The organism is Alkaliphilus serpentinus, from assembly GCF_009017255.1.
In the GTDB taxonomy this organism is placed as follows: Bacteria; Bacillota; Clostridia; order Peptostreptococcales; family Natronincolaceae; genus Alkaliphilus_D; species Alkaliphilus_D serpentinus.
This window is the reverse complement of record NZ_WBZB01000039.1, coordinates 35067-59341: the sequence shown is the minus strand read 5'-3', so window position 1 is coordinate 59341 and position 24275 is coordinate 35067. Positions and strand designations below refer to the sequence as shown.

The following is a 24275-nucleotide window of genomic DNA, read 5'->3' as shown; positions in this document are numbered from 1 at the left end:
AAGCAATTGAGAATTGAAAATGGAAGATTGAAATTTAAAATAACAGCTACAATATTTAATATAGTTAAGCTTATTAGCTACAAGGGAAGTGAAAAATATATTTAAAAAATACGGAGGGTTATGATGATTACAGTATACTTAGCGGGAATATCAGCTGGATATGAAGGAGAAGACATAGAGATTCGATATAGAATTTTTAAGGATCAGTTAATAAAAAAAGATACCATTTGGGATAGCTATAAAAAGCCAGCAGTGGTAGGCTTAGCTGCACTGGTTAAATTATTAAAGGTAATGGAAGAATTTAAAGAAGAGGAAATAACCATCGTTGTAAATGATCCAGCGTTAATGGAAATTATGGCAGGCACCTCAACCTCAAAAAATAAAGATGTATTAAAAATGGCAGCCATTGCTAGAACAAAGATTAATGAGCTTGAGAGTCATATTACAATAAAGGATGTTAGTAGTGACAAGATAGAGCTTAAAAAGTGGAATGAAATATTAAAATTTTAATTATATTCCGGCCTGTTACATAGTATAAAAACCTCTAAAAAGTTAATTGTTGCATATACTACATAATATTTCACTAGAGATTGATTTCTTAATCTTGATATAATAGTATTAATACTCTATTTGTTTGAAATATTCACTTATATGAATAAATACAATTTTAAAAGAAGCGGAAGATCCATGGGCAATCTGATGGGAGGTAGAACCATGAAAACAGCGAGAAATGTTATGGCAGTAGTGTTGCTCGTTATGATTTTGGGCGTTTCTGGAATCTTAACCTACAGAGTGACTAAGGTTCAAGGAATAATAGAGAACTATAGCATAAATGATGATGTCCACGATTCAAGGGTTTTAATTGCAACTCAGAAAAAGTCCTTTAAAGAAAAGGTACTAAAAAATGTAGAAAGTTATTATAAAGAAAATGCTGTTTATATTTCTGTTGTTGATATTACTCAGCTAGCAGAGATTAATCATGAAGAATGGGATGCAATCATTATCTTTTCCTCAATTGAATCAAACGGTCTTCATAAAGAGGTAGAAGCCTTTATCACAAGCCTTAAGGATTATAGTAGGATTTATATGGTTAACACAGCAGATAGAGCTCAATGGGATAATCAATTAATTGATATTGACAGCATCACTGCTCCTTCAAAAAGAGCTAATGTTGAAGAGGTAGGAAACTATATTATAAATGCTATTAAGGGATTGCTATAAATAAAGGTTAGGTACAGGGTACCTAACCTTTATTTGTATTTCTTGTATAGCTTTCAAAGGCCTCAAGAATAATTAGTAGGGCCTGACAAATAAGCTTCCAAATGGAAACTGATGCCACAAAGAAACATGCACCAATTAAAAAAGCTATAATCCCTGTGTAGGATGTAGAACTGAATTTTGATCATCTTTCATTTGAAAATCACCCCCTTCTAAAGTATACTAATTATAAAAAATAGAGTCAAACAATCGAATTCATAAGGAGGGCTTTTAGTTGAAAAGGATTGTCGCCTTTACAGGAGCTGGAGTTTCAAAGGCCAGCGGAATACCTACCTTTAATGAAATGGGAGAGCTTAGAAATCTTTTGACAAGGGACTATTTTAATGAAAACCCCAATCACTTCTATAAGATCTTAAAGGAGCTACATAGCACTATTAAAGGGGCTAAACCCAATGGGGCCCATCTTGCACTGGCTAAACACAATATACCCATAGTGACAATGAACATTGATTCCCTCCATGAAAAGGCAGGCAGCAAAAGGGTTATTGAAATTCACGGGAACTTAAATAGTATTTTTTGTCCCAAGTGCTTAAGGAGTTATGATTTAGAAGGAGTTAATGAGAAGATTTATTGTACCCACTGTGATACATTGCTACAGCCAAAGGTTGTTTTATACGGCGATGAGATCCCCTTGTACTTTGAAGCAATAAGCATGGTGTCAGAGGCAGATGTTCTTTTGGTGGTGGGAACCTCCTTTTATACCTCCACCGCCCATGACCTTGTATATAGAGCCGAGAGAATGGGTATAGAGGTAAAGCTAATAAACAGGGATGCAGAGGTAGAGGTGCCCCAATACTTGGCTAAAATACTGGGTTAATTTTATCTAAAATTTATGTACAACGGATTAATTTACAGTCTTACCAACAACAAAGGGGGTTAAAAATTGATTTATCAATATATTTTATTTGATGCAGATGATACATTGTTTGATTACACAAAAGCGGAAGTATTCGCCTTAACCAGTCTATTAAAGGATCATGATATAGAATGTAGCGATGAAATCCTTAATAGCTACAGAACCATCAATATGCAGTTGTGGAAGGAATTTGAGGTGGGCAATGTGGATATGATTACACTAAGAACAAAGCGCTTTGAAAGACTTATACAGGAGCATTCGCTGTCAGTTAAATCAGATTTTCAGGATTTTAGTCAAAGATATCTTCAATTCCTAGGAGAAGCCTCATTCATAATTGAAGGGGCAATCGATATTTGTAGATATTTATTCGACAAAGGCTTTAGGCTGGCGATAATTACCAATGGGATTAAAGAGGTTCAGCTGAATAGAATAGAGAACTCTCAACTGAAAGTCCATCAAGCATATTTGATGAGAAGGAAGGAATGGAAGCTCTTAAAGAGTATGATGTAGCATACGTTTTTACTGTAACCTTTCATGGGGATACAACTGAAGATTAAATTACCCTAGCAAGTGTGAGGATATAATAAATGAGTAAAGCGAAGGATTAGCGCTAATAAAAGCTAATCCTTCGTTTTTTTAGTTCTACCAGCTCCAATTAAATCCTTACACATAAGAAATATTCTTAGATTTTATTTAAGTTAACTTAAATGATACAATAGATTTAATAAGGATATAGGAGGGATCAGTTCATGAAAATTAAGGAATTTAAGCTGGAAAGATACTTTGCAATATATGAGTTTACTGCGCAATACTTATTAAGTCCTTCTGACTGCGAAAGCTTAACGATGGAGGAACTTGTCGCAAATGCTGATGAAGAGAGCTTAAGGCTTTGGAATCATTTAAAGCTTAGCTATACTGAATCAATGGGGCATCCCATTCTGAGAAAGGAAATAGCCAGTCTTTATAAGAATATTGATGCCCAAGATGTTATAACCTTTGTTCCAGAGGAAGGAATTTTTGTTGCGATGAATGCTGTGGTTGACGAGGGAGATCATGTTATTGTAATAGATCCCATTTATCAATCCTTAGCTGAAATCTGCAAATCCTTAGGGGCTTCAGTAACCAACTGGAGAATAGAAGAAAAGGATAATCAATGGCATCTAGATATAGACTTTCTAGAAAGAAATATTCAAGCCAACACCAAAATGATCATAATAAACTTTCCTCATAATCCAACGGGATATATGCCCACAAGGGTAGAACTAAATAAAATAATTGAAATTGCTAAGAAATATAATTTATACATATTTTCTGATGAAATGTATTGGCTATTAGAGCATAGTGAAGAAAATGCATTGTCCTCAGTTGCCGATCTCTATGAAAAAGGTATTTCATTATTTGGATTATCTAAAACCTTTAGCTTACCTGGCCTTAGGCTAGGCTGGATTACAACTCAGGACCATAAGCTTATGAAGGAACTTGCTACATTAAAGGATTATACAACCATATGTGGCAGTGCCCCTAGTGAAATTTTAGGGATTATGGCCTTAAGACAAAAGGAAGCTATCGTAAAAAGAAATAAAGAGAGAATTCAAGAGAATTTAATAGCAGCAAGAAGTTTCTTTCATAAGTTTAGCAACCTTTTTACATGGATAGAACCTAATGGTGGGTCAATAGCATTTCCTAGGCTTAATTCCAAAATAAATGTAGTTGAGTTCTGCGATAGAATTGTAAAGGAGCAGAATATCATGATTGTTCCTGGTGATATATTTGATTACGAAGGCAATTATTTTAGAATTGGACTAGGTAGAGATAATTTCAAAGAGATTCTAAATAAGTTGGAAGAATACTTTGTTAGTGGTTATGAGCTATTTGAAGGCAAATGAATAAGCAGGGGGACATATGAAAAAAGATTTTAGCATCAGTATACATTTAAGGATGAGAACCCTGTGCCCCTAGTTTTATTGAGGGAACAGGGTTGTTTGCTATAATAGGACTTTAATAGGGGTCTTTTTTTATGAACCAATTCGATAGAATAAAGAAATTGTGAGTTATGGGTAAGAATAGGGTAATATTAATAATAATCATTATCATCAAAGCTAGTGGGGCATTATTTAAAGGTGGTGAGGTTTTGGAAAGGCTAATATTGAAAAGAATTGGACTAGAATATATCGATGAACTATTGAGTATGCAATTAGAAATTTATCATCAATTAGAAGATAAAGACATTTTTGTGATGGATACGGAAGATGAAATGAGAAGAGGGCTTAAAGAAGGTGGCTATGTAATTGGTGTCTTTAATGAAGCAAATCAGTTAGTTGGATATAGATATGCCAGCTATCCAAGACAAGAAGAACGTAATCTTGGTCGTGATATAGGGTTAGTTGACGATGAGTTAGATTCGGTTTTGCAGCTGGAGACAACGATTGTTAAGCCAGAATATCGTGGAAGCAAACTACAAAGAAAAACCTTTAACTCTTTAATGGATTACTTAAGTAAGGATGAGGATAAAGAAGCAAAATACTTGGTTTGTACAATATCCCCCTTTAATTTACCAAGTTTAAAGAATATGCTAAAGTGTGGATTTGAAATTAAGAAGTTAGAATACAAATACCCAACGTCTGAAAATCCTAAAGGTATCTTAAGATATATTTTACTGAAGGTTATTAATAATTAGAAGGTTTTGAGTGTTGTATAACTCTAACTACAATATTAAATCTGAATTAGTGAAAATTGCTTTCTATGAGAAAAAATGTTAATATTTATATAAGAATAATGGCTAGATTAATCCAGCCATTATTCTTATATAAACCATTATTCTAAATCCTTTTAATACAGGGGATGGGCTAAAGCTAAGGGTACTTTAGAGAAGGGGAAAACGGAAGTTAATAGAAAGGATGAATAATTATGATTGAAGAATTAAGTAAAGACAAGTACTCTAAAATAGATTATTTGATTAGAAATGACAAATTTCCAGAGGCTGCATCAGTAATTCAAAAAAATAATCCAGGGTGGGTTTTTGTAGATGACATAGGACAACCAAAATCAGCATTAGTTTTTTGTTTAGGTATGGGAGGCTTCTATTTATTAGGGGATTATAGCAATCTTCAATTTAATAATGAACTTTTATCTTTCATTGAAGGATGTGTTTATTCTAGCTTGAATAACATTGGTATCAAATGGATTGAAATTTCGGGAGTTACCCAAGGATGGAATAGAGTAATTGAAGAAGTTTTCTCAAGTGAAAATCTAGGAAAAGATAAGCAGCTGGTATACAAGTCAAAAAATGAAACTTTAATAAGTGAAGAAAACATAGCGAATATAGTGAAAGTTGATATAAATACCTTTAATTTAAAGATCTCCAACTTAGATTTCTTGAGAAATAAAATAGAACAATTCTGGGGAAGTCTAGAGAATTTTTTAGATAAAGGTATATGTTATTATTACTTAATAGAAGAGGAAATAGTAAGCATTTGCTACTCTGGATTAGTTAAGGATAATACTCATACCATTGGAATAGAAACATTAGAAAATCATAGAAGAAAAGGATATGGATATAAACTAGCTACAGTGTTTTTAAATGAGTGTAAGAAGACGGGTATAGAACCCCATTGGGATTGTAGTGAAGATAATGTTGGTTCAAAATTAATGGCAGAAAAGCTGGGTCTAGAAAAAGCATATGAGTATACATGTTATTGGTATAAATTCTAAATATACTTAGTTGAGAAGGCAGATTTTGCAAAGAAGTTTGAAGTCAGATGCTTTAAATGCTACCTAGAAACCAAAAGAACAACTATATGTCAGATATGAGAAAAGCTTAGAGATAAGCTTTTTTTATATTTCAAATTCATTAATTAATTGACCTATAAGCAGGAAATCTGGTATGTACTTATATTAGAAGATTATGTTTAAGTGAATTAAAAGAACTTTCATAATTACAAGTTGGTATCAAGAGACACAAGAAAATTGTCGAGGGATTAGTGAAGGTGTACTAAAACTTCATGGAGAATCAATACATAGTAGTTAATATGATTCATATTAAATATTATCAATAATTTAGAGTATCAACACATACTGTAGCGAGTATTATATAATGTTAGTGTAAATAGGAGTTTCACATAAAAACATTTGACTATAAACAGACTTTATAGTTTATTATTAAGACAACAAATCGTAAAGGAGGACGGATATGACAATAAAAGAAGTTGAAATGCTATCAGGGATGGAACGAGGAAATATTAGATTTTATGAACGTGAGGGCCTCATTACACCAAAACGCATGGATAACGGATATAGAGATTATTCTCAGAATGATCTACAAATTTTATTACGTATTAAACTTTTACGGAGCCTGCATATATCCTTAGAGGAAATTAAAGCCCTAAAAGAAGGAAGTAAGGATTTGCTAGACACTCTTTCCAAGCAAATTGTCAAACTAGATCAAGAAAAGAAAGATGCTTCTTATGCGCAGGATGTGTGCCGGGCTATGCAGGGAGAATGGGTAACCTTTGCTGATTTGGATGCTAAGAAATATCTGAATTGTATCAAGGAATCAATGAAAGGAACAGACAGTGGATATTTTTCTATCAAAGGGGATGAGCTTCCACAGGTATTTCATCCATGGCGTAGATTTTTAGCTAGAATCTTCGACATCTTTATGTACAATACTCTTTGGATGGCTTTACTTGCATTGGTATTTGATGTTAATTTGGCTACTAGAGGTAATTTTGAGAACTCACTTGATTCCTTCATATCAATTGCTATCATGTTGTTTATAGAACCCTTCTGGCTCCATATGTTGGGGACTACTCCGGGAAAGGCCCTTTTAGGACTTAGAATTGAGAATCCTGATGGTAGGCCACTATCTTATGCTGAGGGATTAGAAAGAACTTGGAGTGTTATAGGTACTGGGATGGGTTACAATATTCCAATCTATAACTTAATTTGTCTTTTGAAAAGCTATAAGCTGTGTAATGAGAAAGAAACCCAACCATGGGATGAGGAAGTATCTTATACTCTTAAAGACACCAAATGGTACCGAGGTGTGTTTTATATTGGTGCACATGCAGTTGCAATAGCTTTTTTGCTTACAGTAACCTCCGCACAGCAACTTCCTCCCAACCGAGGGAATTTGACTGTAGCAGAATTTGTTGAGAACCACAATTATTATGCTGAGTTTTTTGGTATTAACTTTGGCAATAAATACTTAAATAAAGATGGAAAATGGGTGAAAAAGGATTTTGACGGAAGGACCCATATTGAAATCCAAGATACTGAAAAGCCAAAGTATCATTTTACAATTGCAAACGGATATGTGAAGGGAGTTTCTTTTGAAATTGAAATCACGAATAATGATAAATGGCTTTATTCATATGACAAGCAAATGTTTCTAGTATCCCTTGCTTTCGCTGGTGCCCAGGAGGAAATAGGTTTATTTTCTAAACTTCCAAGGCGAATAGGGGAGGAAATTGAAAAGAACACTTTTAAGGATTTTTGTTTTGAAGAGGCAGGCATCACCTTTACATGTGTTACTGACTATTCAGGCTATAAAGTAATTCAGTCCCATATACTGATTCCAGAAGAAAAAGCTACAAAAACCTACTACAGCCTGAGTTTTTCATTGATAAAACAAAATTAAACCAAGAAACCAAGGGGAAGAGAGAATTGGCTTAATTTATTCTTTTTATGAGTATACTGCCAATGATTTTATGTATAGACAAAAGTTATAAGTAAATGACCCTGTCCCTCCGCATATAATTACTAATGGGGGGGATGGGGTTGTTTACTATAAAAGGATCTATTAAACTATTTATTTTAATATTATGTCTAACTGTAGTTATTACTGCTGGCTATAATATATTTAATCATAAAGTTTCAGTAGGGGCAGAAAAGGTTTTTAATGAGTACATGCAATGGGAAAACCAAATGTTAATAAACAATCCCAACTATGAAGATTTAAAAATTCTTATTGATATAGCAGAAAAGAAGCTCTATCTATTAAACGGTAATGCTGTTATAAAAAGATACAACGTTGCCAGTGGTAAAATTGATACACCCTCCCCTATAGGCTCTTGGAAGGTAATTAATAAAGCCAAATGGGGTGGAGGCTTTGGAACCCGGTGGATGGGCATCAACGTACCCTGGGGTAAATACGGTATACATGGAACCAACAAACCCAATTCAATAGGCTACAATGCTTCTGGGGGATGTATTAGAATGAATAATAGGGATGTGGAAGATTTATATACCTACGTGAAGGTAGGAACCCCAGTGGCCATAGTTAATGGTGCCTATGGGCCCTTTGGATATGGGTTAAATACCATTCAACCTGGTGATTTTGGCTCTGATGTTATGGAGGTACAACGAAGATTACAGATTCTGGGCTATTATAATTATGATTATCTTGATGGTAAATATGGTCCGGGAATGGAGCAGGCCCTTTATAAATTTCAAGAGGATCACGGAATTCGTAAAAACCCCAACATTACCTATGAAACCTTTAAGGCCTTAGGGATTATGATGATGGAATAGTATTAAGATATTAAGCTGAGAATTGTTTTGGTTCTCAGCTTTTTTAAATTAAATTCTAAAAGGATTAAACTTTTAGCCACAAATCATCCAAATAAGAAACCTTAAAGACTCAAAAAATCAATAATGTATTAGTATTTTCAATTTAAAACATCAATAGATAACTGGAGAACTCTCGTAGTTCTCCAGTTTTTAGATATCTTTCTATAAATTCTCTTCTTTTAAAGCGTCAATAATATTTTCTCTTTTAAGCTTGGCACTGGAATACATCATAGTTACGAAAACCACTATAAATACCCCTGCAATACAGATAAATATCTCCTTCCAAGGAAGAACAAATTCAAACTCAAATAGGTTGCCAAAGGAATTATGCATCAATAGGCTTAAAAATCCGCTGACAGGCAAGCCATATAAAAGGGCCTTTAAACCATAGAAAATACTTTCAAAGTTGATCATTTTGTTGAAGCCCTCTGGGGTTAAACCCACTGACTTAAGCATTGCAAACTCCCTGCGTCTTAGAGCCACATTGGTGCTAATTGTATTAAAGATATTGGTAACACCAATCAAGGTTATTAAGCTTACAAAGCCATATAGGAAGATGGCAATCACAATTCTCATTCGTTCCATTTCCTGCTTCATGGTAGTTATATCAACAACGTTGAAGGCTTTGTTACCATCTGTTTTGATTAGGCTTTTAATGTCCTCCATCAACTTAGCACTATTACTTGATTTAATTGCTATGTGGGCAACTAAATTATTCTTTTGAATATCCTTGGATTGAGCTTGATAAATCTCTTCAAAGACATCCTCTTCTACGATCATTGTGATTGTTGCCATAGAGTTATATCTACCACCAAAGGGAATACTGTCTGCTAATTCTGTAACTTCAAGTTGAAGACTCGAATTATTACTTTGTATATCAAGCTTATCACCAACCTCAAGGTTAAGGGGTTCATATTCTATTCTGCCACCTACGATATTTTTATTCACCAATATTGCACCAAGGTTCTTAGTTGATGCTGGTTTAGCATCCAAACTCTCCAAATAAATCTGGTGCTCCTCTGGGGTTAAGGATACTACATTGATGTTTATCTCATAATTCCCTTTAGAATTTTCCTCCAACATATTATGTTCTTGAATTTGCTCTCTAAGATATTGACCAAATAAAGATATGTCAGGTATTTCTCCAGTAATTCTTAGAGTTCTATGAATACTAACTCTTTCAATATGATCAAACTCTGAGATTTCTTCAAAAAGCTCTAATGCCTTGTCTGTTGGAGCTTCATTGCTAATAACTCCTACGTCAAAGGGTATATCACCATAATACAATTCGCTACTGGCAAAGCCATAGGTCATAAAGGCCGAGAAGGAGACAAATAGGACGATACTAATGAACAAAGAAAAAACTGTTGCTCTGTATCTTTTTCGATTTCTCTTTAAATTTTTAAGTGCCAACTCACCCTCCATACCAAAGAGGATTCTTGTGAGTTTTGATGTTCTAAGCTTCTTAGCCTTTAGCTTAATATCGGTGGTTAATCTTATGGCATCAATTGGAGATATTTTTGATGCCCTCCTAGCCGGAAAATAGGCTGATAGGAAGATGGTAAGGCCTACAAAGAGAATTGTAGTAATTACAATGGTTGGATTGATTATTAACCTAAGAGCAATTCCGGAACCAAAGATTGAATCCACCATGAGGTGGTTTACCACCTTAAGGGTAATTCCAATTCCTAAGAAGCCTGATAAAATCCCAATAGGTATTCCAATTAAACCAATAATCAAGCCTTCATAGAAGACCATTCTCCTAATTTGATAGGCAGTAGCTCCTACACTGGCCAGCATTCCAAATTGCTTTTTTCTTTCACTTACAGAAATGGCAAAAGCATTGTAGATTACAGAAACTGAACCAACAACAACCAACGAAATTATAATTAAAGCTAAACTACCAAACATATTGTTGAGGGCTTCATTCTGGGATATTCCCATCCATTTTAGTAATTCATTATTATAGGACATTCTAGTTACACCAGCAGTCTCAGCTATTTGTGGAACCTTTTCAAATATTTTTTTTGGCTTTACTCCTAAAATTGAAACATTCACTTCGTCTTGAGGGAGAAGGTTGCCTTCATCTAAAAAGGCTATAGCAGTATGGCCAGGGGATGCGGGATACTCATTTCTAGGTCTTTGTATATAGCCTGTTATTGTATAGGTCTTTGTATTGTAGGTTACAAGTTTTTCTTGGGGCTTCAAAGCTATGTCCTGACCTAAATAGTTTCCTTCCTCCATCCTACTACCTATATCTATTGTGATGGTATCTCCGATTAAATAATCCTTTGCTTCTGCTGTTTTTAGCTCAATGGAAACAAGCATCTCTCCTTCTTTATTGGGTAGTCTCCCTTCAAGAAGGGTGAGGGGTAGGCTTTCAAGTGCCACAGCATCATAGGCCTTAATAAATAAGTAGGGCTTTTCTTCTTGCCTGGGAGTTTCAAGAACTCCATAGCCTATATCCTTCGTTAACATAGAAGTCTTGGTATAGGCATGACTGGTGATATATTTGCTGTTTTCATATTTTACGTTATAAAATATTGCATGATAATTACCATCAGTCTTCTTTGCTCCTTGTACCAGTAAGTCCTGAAAGCTTGTTGCAAGGGCAGCCACACCACAGATCATGGCACCGGATAGTATTATTCCAATAATGGTTACGATAGTCCGTCTTCTATTGAGCTGTAGGTTTTTTAGAGTTAACTTATTTAAAATATTCACCCTCTAATCACCTCATCCTTTATGATTTGACCATCATCAAGGGTAATTATCCTATCTGCCTGCAAGGCGATTTGAGGATCGTGGGTTATGATGATTAGGGTTTGGTTAAACTGTTTATTGGAGACCTTTAAAAGATCAATAATCTCCTTAGAATTTTTACTATCTAGGTTGCCGGTGGGTTCATCCGCCAGCACTAGAGCAGGATTATTTATTAGGGCCCTACCAATTGAAACCCTTTGCTGCTGACCGCCGGATAACTCATTTGGAAGGTGATTAAGCCGATCGGTTAAACCTAGAATTGCTAGTATTTCCTCTAGCTTACCTTTGTTAATTTTCCCACCATCCAATAGGAGGGGAAGGGTAACGTTCTCCTCTACATTTAGGATAGGGATTAAATTATAAAATTGATAGATAAGGCCTATTTGCCTCCTTCGAAAGATGGCAAGCTTTGATTCATTAAGGCTATATACATCAGTATCCTCGATGAATACCTTACCACTGGTGGGTCGGTCAACTCCTCCTAAAACATGTAAAAGGGTAGATTTGCCTGATCCCGATGGCCCAACAATCGCTACAAATTCTCCCTTTTTAACACTGAAGGATACGTTGTTTAATGCTTTAACTTGTATGGCCCCTTTGCCATAAATTTTAGACAGATTTTCTACTCTTAAAATTTCCATTTTTCTCTACTCCTTTGATTTTGATAAGTTCATTATATCTGTCTAAAATGACTATACAGTGACTTTTTTGGTGACAATTTAGTCACCTTTTTAACACTAAATAATCCCCTTAAAAAATTTAATCTTAAATTCAGTTCCCTGATTTTTTTCACTACTAACTACTATATCCCCCATCTGATTCTCGATAATGGCGTGGGACATGGCCAACCCAATACCTACGCTATCGGCAGAGGCATTGCGGCCTCTATAAAACCTATTGAAGATGTAGGGGATATCTTCCTTTTCTATACCCCTGCCAGTATCTTTAATGGTAATTGCAGTATAAATGGGGTTCTCTTCAAAGCTTATATGAATACTCCCACCTTCGGGTGTATGCTCTATACAATTTTTAAGAATATTAATTATGGCTTCACGGCTCCAATTGAAATCACCCATAAAGCAGCTATCCTCATCACCTTCTATAGTAATCCTTTGCATTTTTATCTCTAATGGGATGGTCATTTCTTCAAGAGCTCTATCTATCAGCTTTTTAACATTTACATTTTCCTTCTTCATTACAATAGTACCAGCATCTAGCTTTGATAGCTTCAGTAAAGAAGAAACCAGCCAGTCAATTCTCTTCAACTGTGATCTCATCCTATTAAGGAATTCGATTCGAACCTCATCGGGAGGGGTCTCATACAATAAATCATTTATAACGAATAATGAGGTCATTGGAGTTTTCAACTGATGAGATATATCGGCAATTGAATTAGCCAAAGCCATTTTATCATTATGCAAAACCTCCGCCTGCTCCTTTAGCATGGTGGTAATCCTATAGATTTCATTTTTAAGAATACTAATATCTCCTTCAGAATTATCCCGAATATCAAGGGAGTAATCTTTGTTTTGTACATTTTGGGCATACTTTGTTACCTCTTCTATTTTTCTGTAATGACCCTTTAAAAATAAATAAAACAATATTAAAAAGCTTGTAGAAATGATAGTAGCAATAAAAATAAAGAGAAGAATGTTCATTTTAAAGATATCTATAGTGATGGTTTTTTCCAGTAGAAGATCTTGGGAGGTTAAGTCGTATTTTTGAAGAATCCCTTTTCCCTTTTGTACTTTTGAATTATCAATTTCAAGGATGCCTTTGGCTATTTCAGCCTCAGCACCAGGATATTCCTCCACTAGGAATCCAACAATAGCGGCATTATTACGATTGATCATTCCGTCAATAAATCTTAAATTGATAAAGCTCATAGCAATAGACATAAACATAAAGATTAAAAATAGGAATAACGCCATAAATAGTATTCTTTTAACTTCAGGATTTTTTAGTAGAGACATATTATTCACCAACCCTATAGCCTAGACCTCTAATGGTTTTGATAATTTGTGGATTTTGGGGGTCATCCTCAATTTTTTCCCTCAGCCTTTTAATATAAACGGTAAGGGTATTATCATTAACATAATCACCGGCCACATCCCAGATTCCCTCCAGAATTTGATTTCTGCTTAATACCTTTCCTTCATGATTTGCTAAGGTTAGCAATAGCTTGTATTCCAATGCTGTAAGAAAAATCTCCTGATGATCCTTAAAGACCTTAGCTTCAGTAGGATTAATGGTAATATCGCCAATATTAATTAAAGCTTTGCCATTATTATGAATGTTATATCTTCGGAGAACGCTTTTGATTCTAGAGGTTAGTTCTCTAATTCTAAAGGGCTTCGTTATATAATCGTCAGCTCCCATGTCCAACCCCATAACCACATTTACTTCATCATCACAGGCAGTTAAAAAGATCACTGGGGTACTGGACTTTGATCGAATCAACCTACATAGTTCAAAGCCATTGCCATCAGGAAGAGATACATCTAGAATGATTAGCATAAAGCTAGTGGTTTCAATTATCTTTTTACAGCTACTGGCATCATGGCATATATAGGTTTCAAAGCCCTCTTGTTTAAGGGAATATTCAATTCCCATAGCAATGGTTTTATCATCTTCAACAATTAAGATTCTCTGCATCAAATCACCTCTACCTAGAATAATTACAATTTTTAACACAATCATTATATCGTAAAAAACAAGATAAAACCACGGGAGGATAAAAATTGATATCTTCTTCACCCTATGTCAAAGAATGTACTTTGTTGTCGTTAAAAATATAAAGGGGAAGCTTAGAAAATATAGAATATTAAATGTATTTACATAGGCTTTTTATGTAAAGGATCAACATATTGAAATATAAATTTGATTTATTTTAAAAAGGAAGTATTAAAATCATTTTTTTATACGAAATAATATAATAAATAGTATTGGAGGGGTAACTAGTATGAATTATAGGGAGAGCACCTACCAAGCTTATGACGACAAAACCATCCACTATAAAATATGGCTGCCACCAGATGAAATCAAGCTTAAGGCAGTTCTGCAAATAGCCCATGGAATGGCAGAGCATTCGGGAAGATATGAGGAGTTTGCTACTTTTCTCACCAACCATGGTTATGGAGTATATGCCAATGATCATATCGGCCATGGTAAAACCGCTGAGTCGTCGGAGGAGCTAGGTTTTTTGGCTGAGGAAGAGGGCTGGCAAAGGGTAGTTAAGGATATGCAACAGCTAACAAGCCTTATCAAGGGTCAGCATCCAGATACCCCAATTTTTATTTTAGGTCATAGTATGGGATCGTTATTAACCAGAACCTATATTCAAAAGTATGGTAAAGAGGTTATGGGAGTAATACTCAGTGGCACCTCTGGGAAGGCAGGACTTAGTGGAGAATTAGGCCTTCTGATTTGTAAGCTGGAGACTATAAGATTAGGAAAAAGAGGTAGAAGTAAGTTAATGGATAACTTGATGTTTGGCGGATTTAACCAGGGCTTTGAGCCCACTAGAACAAAATTTGACTGGTTAACCAGCGATAAAATAGAGGTAGATAAATATATATATGATGATTTCTGTGGAGGAGTTTGTACAACTAGCTTTTATAAGGACATTATTTTGGGATTAAAAGAAGCGAACTCAGCTGATGGATTAAAGAATATCCCAAAGGAGCTACCCATACTCATATTTTCCGGAGAGAAGGACCCAGTTGGCAAAGATGGCAAGGGTGTGACTGAGGTCTATGAAGACTATACCAGTGGAGGCTTTGACGACGTGTCATTAAAGCTTTACAAGGATGGAAGACATGAAATGCTTAATGAATGTAATAAAGAGGAGGTTTATAGGGACATCCTTGGATGGTTAGATAGAGTGTTGGCAAAAAGTCATGTGAACCTATAGAAACTTAGGTACTAAAGAAATTAAACTGTAGGTATTGAAAAAACCCCTTCAAAATAAGTATAATTGAATAGTCAATGTTACTATATGAAGGAGGATTATTAAATTGAAAAGAAACAGCCTAACAGAAGGTAATATAGCAAAGGCCCTTATAAAATTGGCCCTCCCCATTATGGGAACCTCCTTTGTACAGATGGCCTATAATTTAACGGATATGATGTGGGTTGGTAGGCTAGGAAGTCTTTCAGTAGCTGCTGTTGGTACTGCAGGATTCTTTATTTGGCTATCTATGGCCCTTATATATATCTCCAAAATTGGGGCAGAGGTTGGAGTTGCTCAATCAGTTGGAAGGGATGATCTTTCAGCTGTAAAAAGCTATGTTAAATCCTCCATTGACATCAATATTAGATTAGCCCTAGGCTATGGACTCCTATTAATATTATTTAAAAATCAACTGATAGGCTTTTTTAACCTTGATCATCAAGAGGTTGTGAGTCAAGCCACCGCCTATTTAACCATCATTGCATTAGGGATGATTTTTAGCTTTATCAATCCTGTTTTTACAGCCATATTAAATGGTTATGGCAATAGCAGGGTACCCTTTATTATCAATGTCATCGGATTAATAACCAATATGATATTAGACCCTATTCTTATTCTGGGCTTAGGGCCTATACCAGCCATGGGGGTTATGGGGGCTGCTATAGCCACTGTTGCTTCTCAAATGATTGTAACCTCCGTTTTTCTGCTAGAAACTAAAAAACATCCAGAGGTTTTTTCGAACTTGAAGTTATTCTCATCTATTGATAAAGCTAGGGTAAAGGAAATCGTCCGACTTGGAGCTCCAGTAGCCCTGCAGAGCGGTCTTTTTACGATATTTGCCATGTTTATAGCTAGAATCATTGCCCAATGGGGACCAGTTCCGGTGGCTGTTCAGCGTATTGGCAGTCAAATTGAGGCAATTTCTTGGATGACGGCAGGGGGCTTTGCCACAGCCCTTAGTACCTTTACTGGCCAAAACTTTGGGGCTGGAAAATGGGATAGAATATATAAAGGTTACTTTTCTGCCATTCTTATGGTGGGCTCTATAGGTTTATTCGCCACTGGTTTATTAATATTTGGTGGTGGTACAATCTTTAACGCTTTCCTTAGGGAAGAAGAGGCATTAAGGATTGGAATCATCTATTTAAGAATCCTAGGTTATTCTCAGCTATTTATGTGTATTGAAATAGCCACAGGTGGAGCCTTTAATGGATTAGGTAAAACCATACCCCCTTCTATAGTTGGGATCATATTCAATGCATTAAGAATCCCTTCTGCTATGATCCTTTCTGCAATAGATACCATAGGATTAGATGGTGTTTGGTGGAGCATAAGTATGAGTAGCGTTTTTAAAGGGGTTATATTAACCGCCTGGTTTATCCTTTTCTTATCGAGATATCACAGCAAATCTAAAGTAAAATCTGCCTTAAGCCACTAGTTTAGTGGCTGAGGTTATCAAAAAACCCTATATTTTAAAACTGAGAAATTGGCTCTCGGTCAAAAGGCAGGATGAACTCAAAAATTACAGGTGTTTTCAAAACTCACCTTCGGCTCAGACATTGAAAACACTCATCTGTAATTTTCTCCTTCTTTTATTCTTATCTCCGCAGATTTCTCATTATTCAAGAATATAGGGATTTAAGTGTAGTTTTATACTTTTTCGATGGTCTGAGCCACTAGTTTAGTGGTTTTTTTATTTGTTAAGGAATATTAACATCCTTTTCTGTAAAAAATATCTTGATTAATAGTAGAACTGTTATATAATATATATAACAGATATAACGAGGAGGGGTAAAATTGCTGTTGAAAATTGAATTTGAGTCGGAAACCCCCATTTACCAACAAATAAAAAACCAAATTATTAAAGGAATAGCCACTGGAGAATTAGCCATAGGTGAGGATCTCCCTTCGGTTCGACAGATGGCTGCTGATATAGGTATAAACTTTCATACAGTAAATAAGGTTTACACCCAGCTAAAACAGGAGGGCTGGGTAGTGGTTCACAGAAAAAGTGGAGTTATGATTAATCCAGACCTCAAGGCTGAGTTAACAGAGGATTATCTTCAGACTTTGGAGGAGAATCTAGAAACCTTGGCGGCCGAAGCCTATCTAAGGGGAGTTTCTAAAGAGGACTTCCATGGGATGATTGATAAGAAATACTCTAGCTTTATAGGAAGGGGGAGGAAATAAAATGTTTACATTTACCCTTTGGTTAAATCTTTTTACGATATATATCCCATTTTTGATATTTGGGTTATTGCTACCCAACTATATAAGAAAAACCCTTCTTTTTGGTGTAAACATCCCAGAGGAAGTATTGAAGGATGAAAAAGTACTAATATTAAAAAAGGAGTACCGAAGAAACTATTTAGTTAGTTTTTGCATCATCGTGGGATTGATTATTTTCTTTGCCTTTAGAGGAAATGATATTAGGCTTCTGAATATGGGAATTACCATAGCCATAATGGTTTTACCTATAAACTACATCTTCATTCACCTGAAAACAAAGAAATTGAAGGCTGCAGAGGGATGGCTTATAAACAGAAAACAGGTTGTAATGATTAGTACCTCTAGAGGTTCAGCTAATAAAATGCCCTCTATGAAGTGGTTCTTGATACCGGCAGTAATTACGATTTTCACCTGGCTCTTTACAATGATTATGTATCCCCATTTACCCCATAGAATTCCTATGAAGTTTGATATTACGGGGAAGGTTATTGAATATGGTAATAAAGGTTTTTCTTCTGCCTTTGGAATGCCCCTTTCTCAACTGGCTATGGTACTGATGTTTTATTATATTTCAATTGTAATAGGGAGGAGTAAGATGACCCTAAATCCTTCAAAACCTAAAACATCAGTTGAGCAATATCTAACAGCCAACAGAAGATGGGTAGCCTTTACAATCTTTACTGCCACAATTATCTGCTTATATTTTGCATATCAGCAGCTGATGATTATTGAAATTATAAAAACCTCAGGGGTATTTAATATGGTGGCTAACATAGTATTAATAGCTGCACCAATTTTAACTCTTATCATCCTTGCCATATCAACAGGACAAAGTGGCAGTAAAATTACTGTAAGCACCAATGAGGAGAGGGATGAAAAACTGGTAAATAGAGATGATGATCAGTTTTGGAAGCTAGGAATTTTCTATTTTAATCCTCAGGACCCAAGCCTTTGGATTGAAAAAAGGTTTGGAATCGGTTGGACGGTAAATTTTGGCAATCCTATAGGGGTCATACTGGGAATTATTACGATAATTGTTTTAGGCTGGTCAATATATTCTACTACGAAGTAGGAGTACGAAAAGGAGGAATGATGTTTGGTTAGTAGTTTGTCAATATTTTTTATGTTTGTTTCCTTGATTATTTCTTTTCTGGTTCCCATAGCCTTAGCCATATATATTTGTAGGGTTAAAAAGGCTTCGGTAGTTTCTGTATTGGTTGGAGGATTAATATTCTTTGTTTTTCAGATAATCACTAGAATCCCTCTGCTGAAGATGTTAGAGAAGGAACCTTGGTACAACAATATCATGTCAAATATATGGATATATATTCTCTTTTTAAGCATTACGGCAGGACTGTTTGAAGAAGTGGGTAGATTTTTAGGCTTTAAGTTTCTTTTAAAGAATAAGCTAGACTGGAAAAACGGAGTGGCCTTTGGAATAGGTCATGGAGGGATAGAAGCCATATATTTATTGGGTTTCACCAGTATTAACAATATTGTATATAGCTTTATGATCAATGGAGGTATCTTTGATACTACCATAGGTAGCCTTTTACCCTTAGGGGTTGGAGATTATCTGAAGGAACAACTCATTAATCTTCCCTCAGCCGCCTTCTTGGCTGGAGGAGTGGAGAGGCTTTTTACAATAGTCGTTCATATAGCCTTCTCTTTAATAGTTTTGATGGCAGTAAAGAGAAAGCAGTTTAAATATGTTATATATTCCATTCTCCTTCATGCTTTCTTAAATGGTTCTTTAGTTACCCTTATGTATTGGAAGTGGAATATATGGATCGTTGAAGGAATATTAGGGACATTTGTTTTAATAGCATTAAAATTTATTATGGCGTCAAGGGAGAGGATAGATGAAGATCATGGGAGCTTTATTATAGAATAAAAGAGGGAATGAATATGAAAAAAACCAATGCAGCGAGAATCCTGGACAAGCTAAAAATTGATTATGAAATTATAGAATATCAGGTGGATGAAACAGATGTAAGTGCAGAAAATGTAGCAGGAAAGATTGGGATTCCTTTAAATCAAATTTTTAAAACACTGGTTGCCAGGGGGGATAAAACTGGAATTTTAGTGGCCTGCATACCAGGGGATGGACAACTGAACTTAAAGGAGTTGGCTAGCCTTAGTGGTAATAAAAAAGTAGAAATGGTTGCAACTAAAGAAATTCAACAATTAACTGGATATATAAGGGGTGGAGTATCACCCATTGGAATGAAGAAGAGCTACCCAATAATCATCGATAGTAACGCTCTAGCCTTTGAAAGAATTATGGTAAGTGGCGGCTTAAGGGGAGTGCAAATACTTTTAAAGCCACAGGATTTGGTGAAGGTAGTGGGGGCCAAAACAGGTAGCTTAACAATACAATCTTAATGACAAATAAATGTAAAAGGGGTGTAGTAAATGCTTTTAGTAAAAAATGTATCAAAGGTGTATGACAACAAGAAAAAAGCCGTAGATAATTTATCATTAGAAATTAAAAAGGGGGAAATCATCGGCTTTATAGGACCCAATGGTGCAGGTAAAACAACCACCATAAGAATGATTACAGGGATTATAGCACCAACACAGGGAACCATTGAGATTAATGGAATAGATATCTCGAAAGAGCCTGTAGGGGCAAAGAAAAATTTCACCTTTGTTCCGGATCATCCTACCATTTTTGATGCGGTGAAAGGGATTGACTATTTGAACTTTATCGCAGATATCCATGAAGTACCCATTCAACAGCGGAAGGAGAGGATCGAGAGGTTTACCAAGGCCTTTCAAATATATGATGCCTTAACTCAAACCATTAACTCCTATTCCCATGGTATGAAGCAAAAACTTTTGGTTTCTGGAGCTCTGTTGCCGAATCCTAATTTGTTTATTCTGGATGAACCTATGGTGGGTCTAGATCCCCACTCGGCAAAAATACTGAAGGATATTATGAGGGACCATTGTCAAAAGGGTGGAACAGTATTTTTCTCATCCCACGTGCTGGAAGTGGTAGAGAATCTTTGTCACAGGGTTGCAATCATCCATAGAGGAAAGCTTATAGCCTGTGATACCCTAGAAAACATCAAGAAGAACAGTACTGCTACCCTTGAAGAAATATTCTTGGAGATGACGAAAGATGAATAAATTCATAGCCTTAACCAAAATACAGATAAAGGATTTCTTTAGTAAATATACCCAGCACCTGAATGTAAAAAATAAGTTTCTGGGAATATTAACGATGTTATTGCCAGCTCTATTGATTCTTCCAGCGATTCAATTGGCCTTAACCTTATATGATTCCTTTTCTATGATTGGATATCCTGAGTTAACCATCACCTATATTTATATAGCCAATGTGATGCTGATGTTATTTGCAGGTATCCCCTTTATTATATCGATTTTCTTTTATTCAAAGGATTTAAGGCTGATCGCTACCCTGCCTGTTAAGGAGGACACCATTGTATTCTCTAAGCTGGCTTCGGTGTATATTTATCTCCTTGCTATAGGCTGCTTTTTTCTAGGAACCTCAGTAGTGATTTATGGAACAATTGATGGGGTAAAGGTCCTTAGTCTAATCTTAGGGATAATGGCCCTTTTGATTTCGCCACTTTTACCAATGATTATTTCTACACTGATTGTTTTGCCCTTTATGTCTTTAATAGGTAGAGGTAGGAAGAGAAATATGCTGGTGATTGTGGGAAATCTGGTACTGATTGCAATAGTGATTGGAGTGCAACTTCTAATGACCAGAATACAAATGCAGCCTGATGCTATAAACAATCTTCTATCCCAGGAGGATGGGTTGTTAAGACTAATCGGCCACAAATTTCCACCTAGCATCTGGTTAACAAAGATGATTCAGGGGTCACTACTAGATGGAGGATTATTCATTCTTTTAAACCTTGCCTTTATTGTGGTATTAAAGCTATTTGCTAAAAAGCTATATAGCGCTGCATTATTAAAGTTTAACCAAGAAGGTTCTGCTTTAATAGAAAAGGGGAAAATATACTATAAAAGTAGAAGCATTGGAATCCAAATCATTAAAAGGCATATAGCCATTATAACCAGCAATCCAACCTTTTTGTTAAATACAGTATTAACGATGTTTATCCCAATACTGATGTTTGTATTAACATCTTTGACAGGAGAGCTTAGTGGTGACCTATTTAACTCTGAAGCCCTAGAGCCCTACATTATCTATATCTATACCATTGTAGTTTCAACACCAGCAATTATGGGAAGCCTTTCAGCAACTGCAATTACAAGGGAAGGAAAGGCCTTCTGGGAAACCAAGGTTCTACCCATAAGCGCTAGAGATAACATTAAATATAGGATCTATACAACTCTAATTATTAATTTTACAGGTTCAATCATCCTTGGTGTAGCCGCTGCCTATTATTTGCCTGTTAACTTCACCATGATTTTGTTGGCCGCAGCCTTTTGTATAGCCACAACCTTGTTCTTTTCAACCATAGACATTGCGATTAATATTCAAAGGCCATTATTAAATTGGTCTAGTCCTACTGCGGCGGTTAAAAACAACTTAAATATTATGCTTTCCCTATTGTTAAGGGTGATTACCGGTGGAATAGGCTTCTTATTATATAAGATGATGTCAAGCTTAGGTGCCAACACAATCATAGGGGTATTAAGTGCCTTCTTCATCATTCTTTATATAGTTGCAATATATATCGTATATGGAATATACGAAAGGAAGTTTGTTGATATAGCTCCTTAAAAGAAGGCATAATAAATTCAAGCCAGTGAATACTGGCTTGTTTTATTATGAGACCAAATCATCAAACTGTGCTTTATAAAGTCGTGCATATACCCCTTCCTTATCCATTAGGGTACTATGATTTCCCTCTTCAATTATTCCATCCTCAGTAAGGACCATAATCCTATCAACATTTCTTATGGTGGCCATTCTATGGGCGATAACTAATGTAGTTCTGCTCTTAGCCAGCTTTACAAAGGATTCTTGAATGACCTTTTCTGTTTCGTTATCTAGGGCAGAGGTGGCTTCATCTAGAATCAATACTGGTGGATTTTTTAAGAATATCCTAGCAATGGAGATTCTTTGTTTTTGTCCTCCAGAAAGCTTTACTCCCCTCTCGCCGATATAAGTGTTGTAGCCATTTTCCAATGCCATAATAAATTCATGAGCATTAGCTAGCCTGGCAGCTTCTATAATCTCTTGGTCTGTTGCAGCAACCTTACCATAGGCAATATTATCTCTAACTGTCCCGGAGAATAAAAATACATCCTGTTGAACGATTCCAACATTATCTCTAAGGGATCTTTGGGTCATTTTTCGTATATCCATACCATCAATCATTAGAGATCCCTTATCAATTTCATAAAAACGGGGTATTAAACTACAAAGGGTGGTTTTTCCTGCTCCCGAGGGGCCAACAAAGGCCACTGTTTCTCCCTTGTCAATTTTAAAATTAATATCCTTCAAAACATCCCCCTTGTTATTATAGCTAAAGGTAACATTTGAAAATTCAATATTTCCATTAAGACGTCCAATTTCAACTGCATCAGGCGAATCTACTATATCTGGATTGATATCTAGCGTTTCTAGAAAACGGTTAAAGCCTGCAGCACCCCTCTGATAATTCTCTACCAAAGCAGTAATTCGTCTAATGGGTTGAAGGAACATGGATACATATAGTAGAAAGCCTACTAAATCTCCAACCGTTAACCTATTATAATAGATAAAAAGTCCCCCAATAAATAAAACCAATAGATTTATAAGATTAGAAAAGAAACCAATGCCAGAAAAAAATTGAGCCATTACCTTAAAGGCATTCTCTCTGGAGAGGCGAAAATTTTTATTGCCCTTCTCGAATTTCTCTTGCTCGTACCATTCATTAGTGAAGGACTTTACCACCCGAACACCAGCTATACTATCCTCTACCTGTGCATTGATATCGGCAATCTTAAGACGCATATCCTTAAAAGCAAACTGCATACGTTTATTCTTACTAATGGCAAAATAAAGCATAATAGGAATAATTGCAAATACAATTAGGGTCAATTGCCAATTAATTGTCATCATGATTAGGAAGGAGCCTAGTAGAGTTACAGTAGCAATAAACAGATCCTCGGGGCCATGGTGGGCCAATTCCGAAATTTCATTTAAGTCGTTTACCAAACGAGACATGATATGGCCGGTTTTTGTATTATCAAAGAAATTGAAGGATAGCTTTTGAATATGACTAAATAAATCCTTCCGCATATGATACTCCATTCTTACACCCAAAACATGACCGTAGTAGTCTACGATATAGTTTAATATGTATCTGGCTACGTACAATGCCAATAAACCTCCACCAATCATTAGAAGAAGATTGAGGTTTTTGTCCGGCAGGACAGAGTTAATGGTCCATCTAGTAACCATCGGAAATATAAGATCTAATAAAGCAATTAAAAATGCGCAACCAAAATCTAAAAAGAATAATGGTAGATGGGGGCGATAATACTTAACAAATCGTTTTATCATTCAATCACCTTTTTCGTATAAACTTTTCGGCCCACTAACGAAATAATTATAGCACATATTAAACATTTAATGAAGACAAACTCATATGAACTATAGTAATCATATTCTAATTATATGGAAATTTATTA

Annotated in this window: 22 protein-coding genes; 17 read left to right on the top strand and 5 right to left on the bottom strand. The window is 35.5% G+C overall.

Annotated elements, in window-relative coordinates:
* Positions 1 to 123 precede the first annotated feature (123 nt).
* The 9 genes from F8153_RS10975 to F8153_RS10935 all read left to right on the top strand — a co-directional run bounded on the left by F8153_RS10975 (position 124) and on the right by F8153_RS10935 (position 8665).
* A complete protein-coding gene (locus F8153_RS10975; protein WP_151866402.1) occupies positions 124 to 510 on the top strand; it encodes a hypothetical protein in 387 nt (128 codons plus the stop codon).
* A 204-nt stretch (positions 511 to 714) separates the two neighbouring features.
* Positions 715 to 1221, top strand: coding sequence for a hypothetical protein (locus tag F8153_RS10970; protein WP_151866401.1), 507 nt, complete (start codon positions 715 to 717; stop codon positions 1219 to 1221).
* 271 nt (positions 1222 to 1492) lie between these two features.
* Complete coding sequence (locus tag F8153_RS10965; protein ID WP_151866400.1) at positions 1493 to 2095, top strand: SIR2 family NAD-dependent protein deacylase; 603 nt, start codon at positions 1493 to 1495, stop codon at positions 2093 to 2095.
* 66 nt (positions 2096 to 2161) lie between these two features.
* Positions 2162 to 2644 carry an HAD family hydrolase gene (locus F8153_RS10960; protein ID WP_151866399.1) on the top strand — a complete coding sequence of 161 codons (483 nt, stop codon included), beginning with the start codon at positions 2162 to 2164 and terminating at the stop codon, positions 2642 to 2644.
* Positions 2645 to 2883: 239 nt separating this feature from the next.
* A complete protein-coding gene (locus F8153_RS10955) occupies positions 2884 to 4020 on the top strand; it encodes an aminotransferase class I/II-fold pyridoxal phosphate-dependent enzyme (RefSeq protein WP_151866398.1) in 1137 nt (378 codons plus the stop codon).
* A gap of 245 nt (positions 4021 to 4265) precedes the next feature.
* Positions 4266 to 4811 carry a GNAT family N-acetyltransferase gene (locus tag F8153_RS10950; protein WP_151866397.1) on the top strand — a complete coding sequence of 182 codons (546 nt, stop codon included), beginning with the start codon at positions 4266 to 4268 and terminating at the stop codon, positions 4809 to 4811.
* 230 nt (positions 4812 to 5041) lie between these two features.
* On the top strand, positions 5042 to 5845 hold the full coding sequence (locus F8153_RS10945; RefSeq protein WP_151866396.1) for a GNAT family N-acetyltransferase: 804 nt from the start codon (positions 5042 to 5044) through the stop codon (positions 5843 to 5845).
* Between the two features lie 478 nt (positions 5846 to 6323).
* Entirely contained in the window at positions 6324 to 7772 is a 1449-nt protein-coding gene (locus tag F8153_RS10940; protein WP_151866395.1) for a MerR family transcriptional regulator, read from the top strand.
* A 140-nt stretch (positions 7773 to 7912) separates the two neighbouring features.
* Complete coding sequence (locus F8153_RS10935) at positions 7913 to 8665, top strand: L,D-transpeptidase family protein (RefSeq protein WP_243136956.1); 753 nt, start codon at positions 7913 to 7915, stop codon at positions 8663 to 8665.
* A gap of 201 nt (positions 8666 to 8866) precedes the next feature.
* Here F8153_RS10935 and F8153_RS10930 read toward each other — a convergent pair whose 3' ends face one another.
* The 4 genes from F8153_RS10930 to F8153_RS10915 form a co-directional block, all read right to left on the bottom strand.
* Entirely contained in the window at positions 8867 to 11428 is a 2562-nt protein-coding gene (locus tag F8153_RS10930) for an ABC transporter permease (protein ID WP_151866393.1), read from the bottom strand.
* Positions 11425 to 12108 carry an ABC transporter ATP-binding protein gene (locus F8153_RS10925; RefSeq protein ID WP_151866392.1) on the bottom strand — a complete coding sequence of 228 codons (684 nt, stop codon included), beginning with the start codon at positions 12106 to 12108 and terminating at the stop codon, positions 11425 to 11427. The genes F8153_RS10930 and F8153_RS10925 overlap by 4 nt, the downstream gene beginning before the upstream one ends.
* 96 nt (positions 12109 to 12204) lie before the next feature.
* Positions 12205 to 13440 (bottom strand): sensor histidine kinase, encoded by a 1236-nt coding sequence (locus tag F8153_RS10920; RefSeq protein WP_207707725.1) that lies wholly within the window; start codon positions 13438 to 13440, stop codon positions 12205 to 12207.
* A gap of 1 nt (position 13441) precedes the next feature.
* Entirely contained in the window at positions 13442 to 14122 is a 681-nt protein-coding gene (locus F8153_RS10915) for a response regulator transcription factor (protein ID WP_151866391.1), read from the bottom strand.
* 307 nt (positions 14123 to 14429) lie between these two features.
* Here F8153_RS10915 and F8153_RS10910 point away from each other — a divergent pair, with 307 nt between their 5' ends.
* The 8 genes from F8153_RS10910 to F8153_RS10875 all read left to right on the top strand — a co-directional run bounded on the left by F8153_RS10910 (position 14430) and on the right by F8153_RS10875 (position 22377).
* Positions 14430 to 15380: an alpha/beta hydrolase gene (locus tag F8153_RS10910; RefSeq protein WP_151866390.1), complete on the top strand. Its 951-nt coding sequence runs from the start codon at positions 14430 to 14432 to the stop codon at positions 15378 to 15380.
* A 103-nt stretch (positions 15381 to 15483) separates the two neighbouring features.
* The gene (locus F8153_RS10905) at positions 15484 to 16857 is read left to right on the top strand and encodes an MATE family efflux transporter (protein WP_151866389.1); all 1374 of its coding nucleotides are present in this window, start codon (positions 15484 to 15486) and stop codon (positions 16855 to 16857) included.
* 359 nt (positions 16858 to 17216) lie between these two features.
* Complete coding sequence (locus F8153_RS10900) at positions 17217 to 17609, top strand: GntR family transcriptional regulator (protein ID WP_151866388.1); 393 nt, start codon at positions 17217 to 17219, stop codon at positions 17607 to 17609.
* 1 nt (position 17610) lies between these two features.
* Positions 17611 to 18720: a DUF1648 domain-containing protein gene (locus tag F8153_RS10895; RefSeq protein ID WP_151866387.1), complete on the top strand. Its 1110-nt coding sequence runs from the start codon at positions 17611 to 17613 to the stop codon at positions 18718 to 18720.
* A 24-nt stretch (positions 18721 to 18744) separates the two neighbouring features.
* Complete coding sequence (locus F8153_RS10890) at positions 18745 to 19542, top strand: YhfC family intramembrane metalloprotease (protein WP_151866386.1); 798 nt, start codon at positions 18745 to 18747, stop codon at positions 19540 to 19542.
* 14 nt (positions 19543 to 19556) lie between these two features.
* Complete coding sequence (ybaK, locus tag F8153_RS10885; RefSeq protein ID WP_151866385.1) at positions 19557 to 20033, top strand: Cys-tRNA(Pro) deacylase; 477 nt, start codon at positions 19557 to 19559, stop codon at positions 20031 to 20033.
* Positions 20034 to 20063: 30 nt separating this feature from the next.
* Positions 20064 to 20783 carry an ABC transporter ATP-binding protein gene (locus F8153_RS10880; RefSeq protein WP_151866384.1) on the top strand — a complete coding sequence of 240 codons (720 nt, stop codon included), beginning with the start codon at positions 20064 to 20066 and terminating at the stop codon, positions 20781 to 20783.
* Positions 20776 to 22377, top strand: coding sequence for a putative ABC transporter permease subunit (locus F8153_RS10875; RefSeq protein WP_151866383.1), 1602 nt, complete (start codon positions 20776 to 20778; stop codon positions 22375 to 22377). Before F8153_RS10880 ends, F8153_RS10875 begins: the two co-directional genes overlap by 8 nt.
* A 45-nt stretch (positions 22378 to 22422) precedes the next feature.
* Here F8153_RS10875 and F8153_RS10870 read toward each other — a convergent pair whose 3' ends face one another.
* Positions 22423 to 24147 (bottom strand): ABC transporter ATP-binding protein, encoded by a 1725-nt coding sequence (locus F8153_RS10870; RefSeq protein WP_151866382.1) that lies wholly within the window; start codon positions 24145 to 24147, stop codon positions 22423 to 22425.
* Positions 24148 to 24275: the final 128 nt, after the last annotated feature.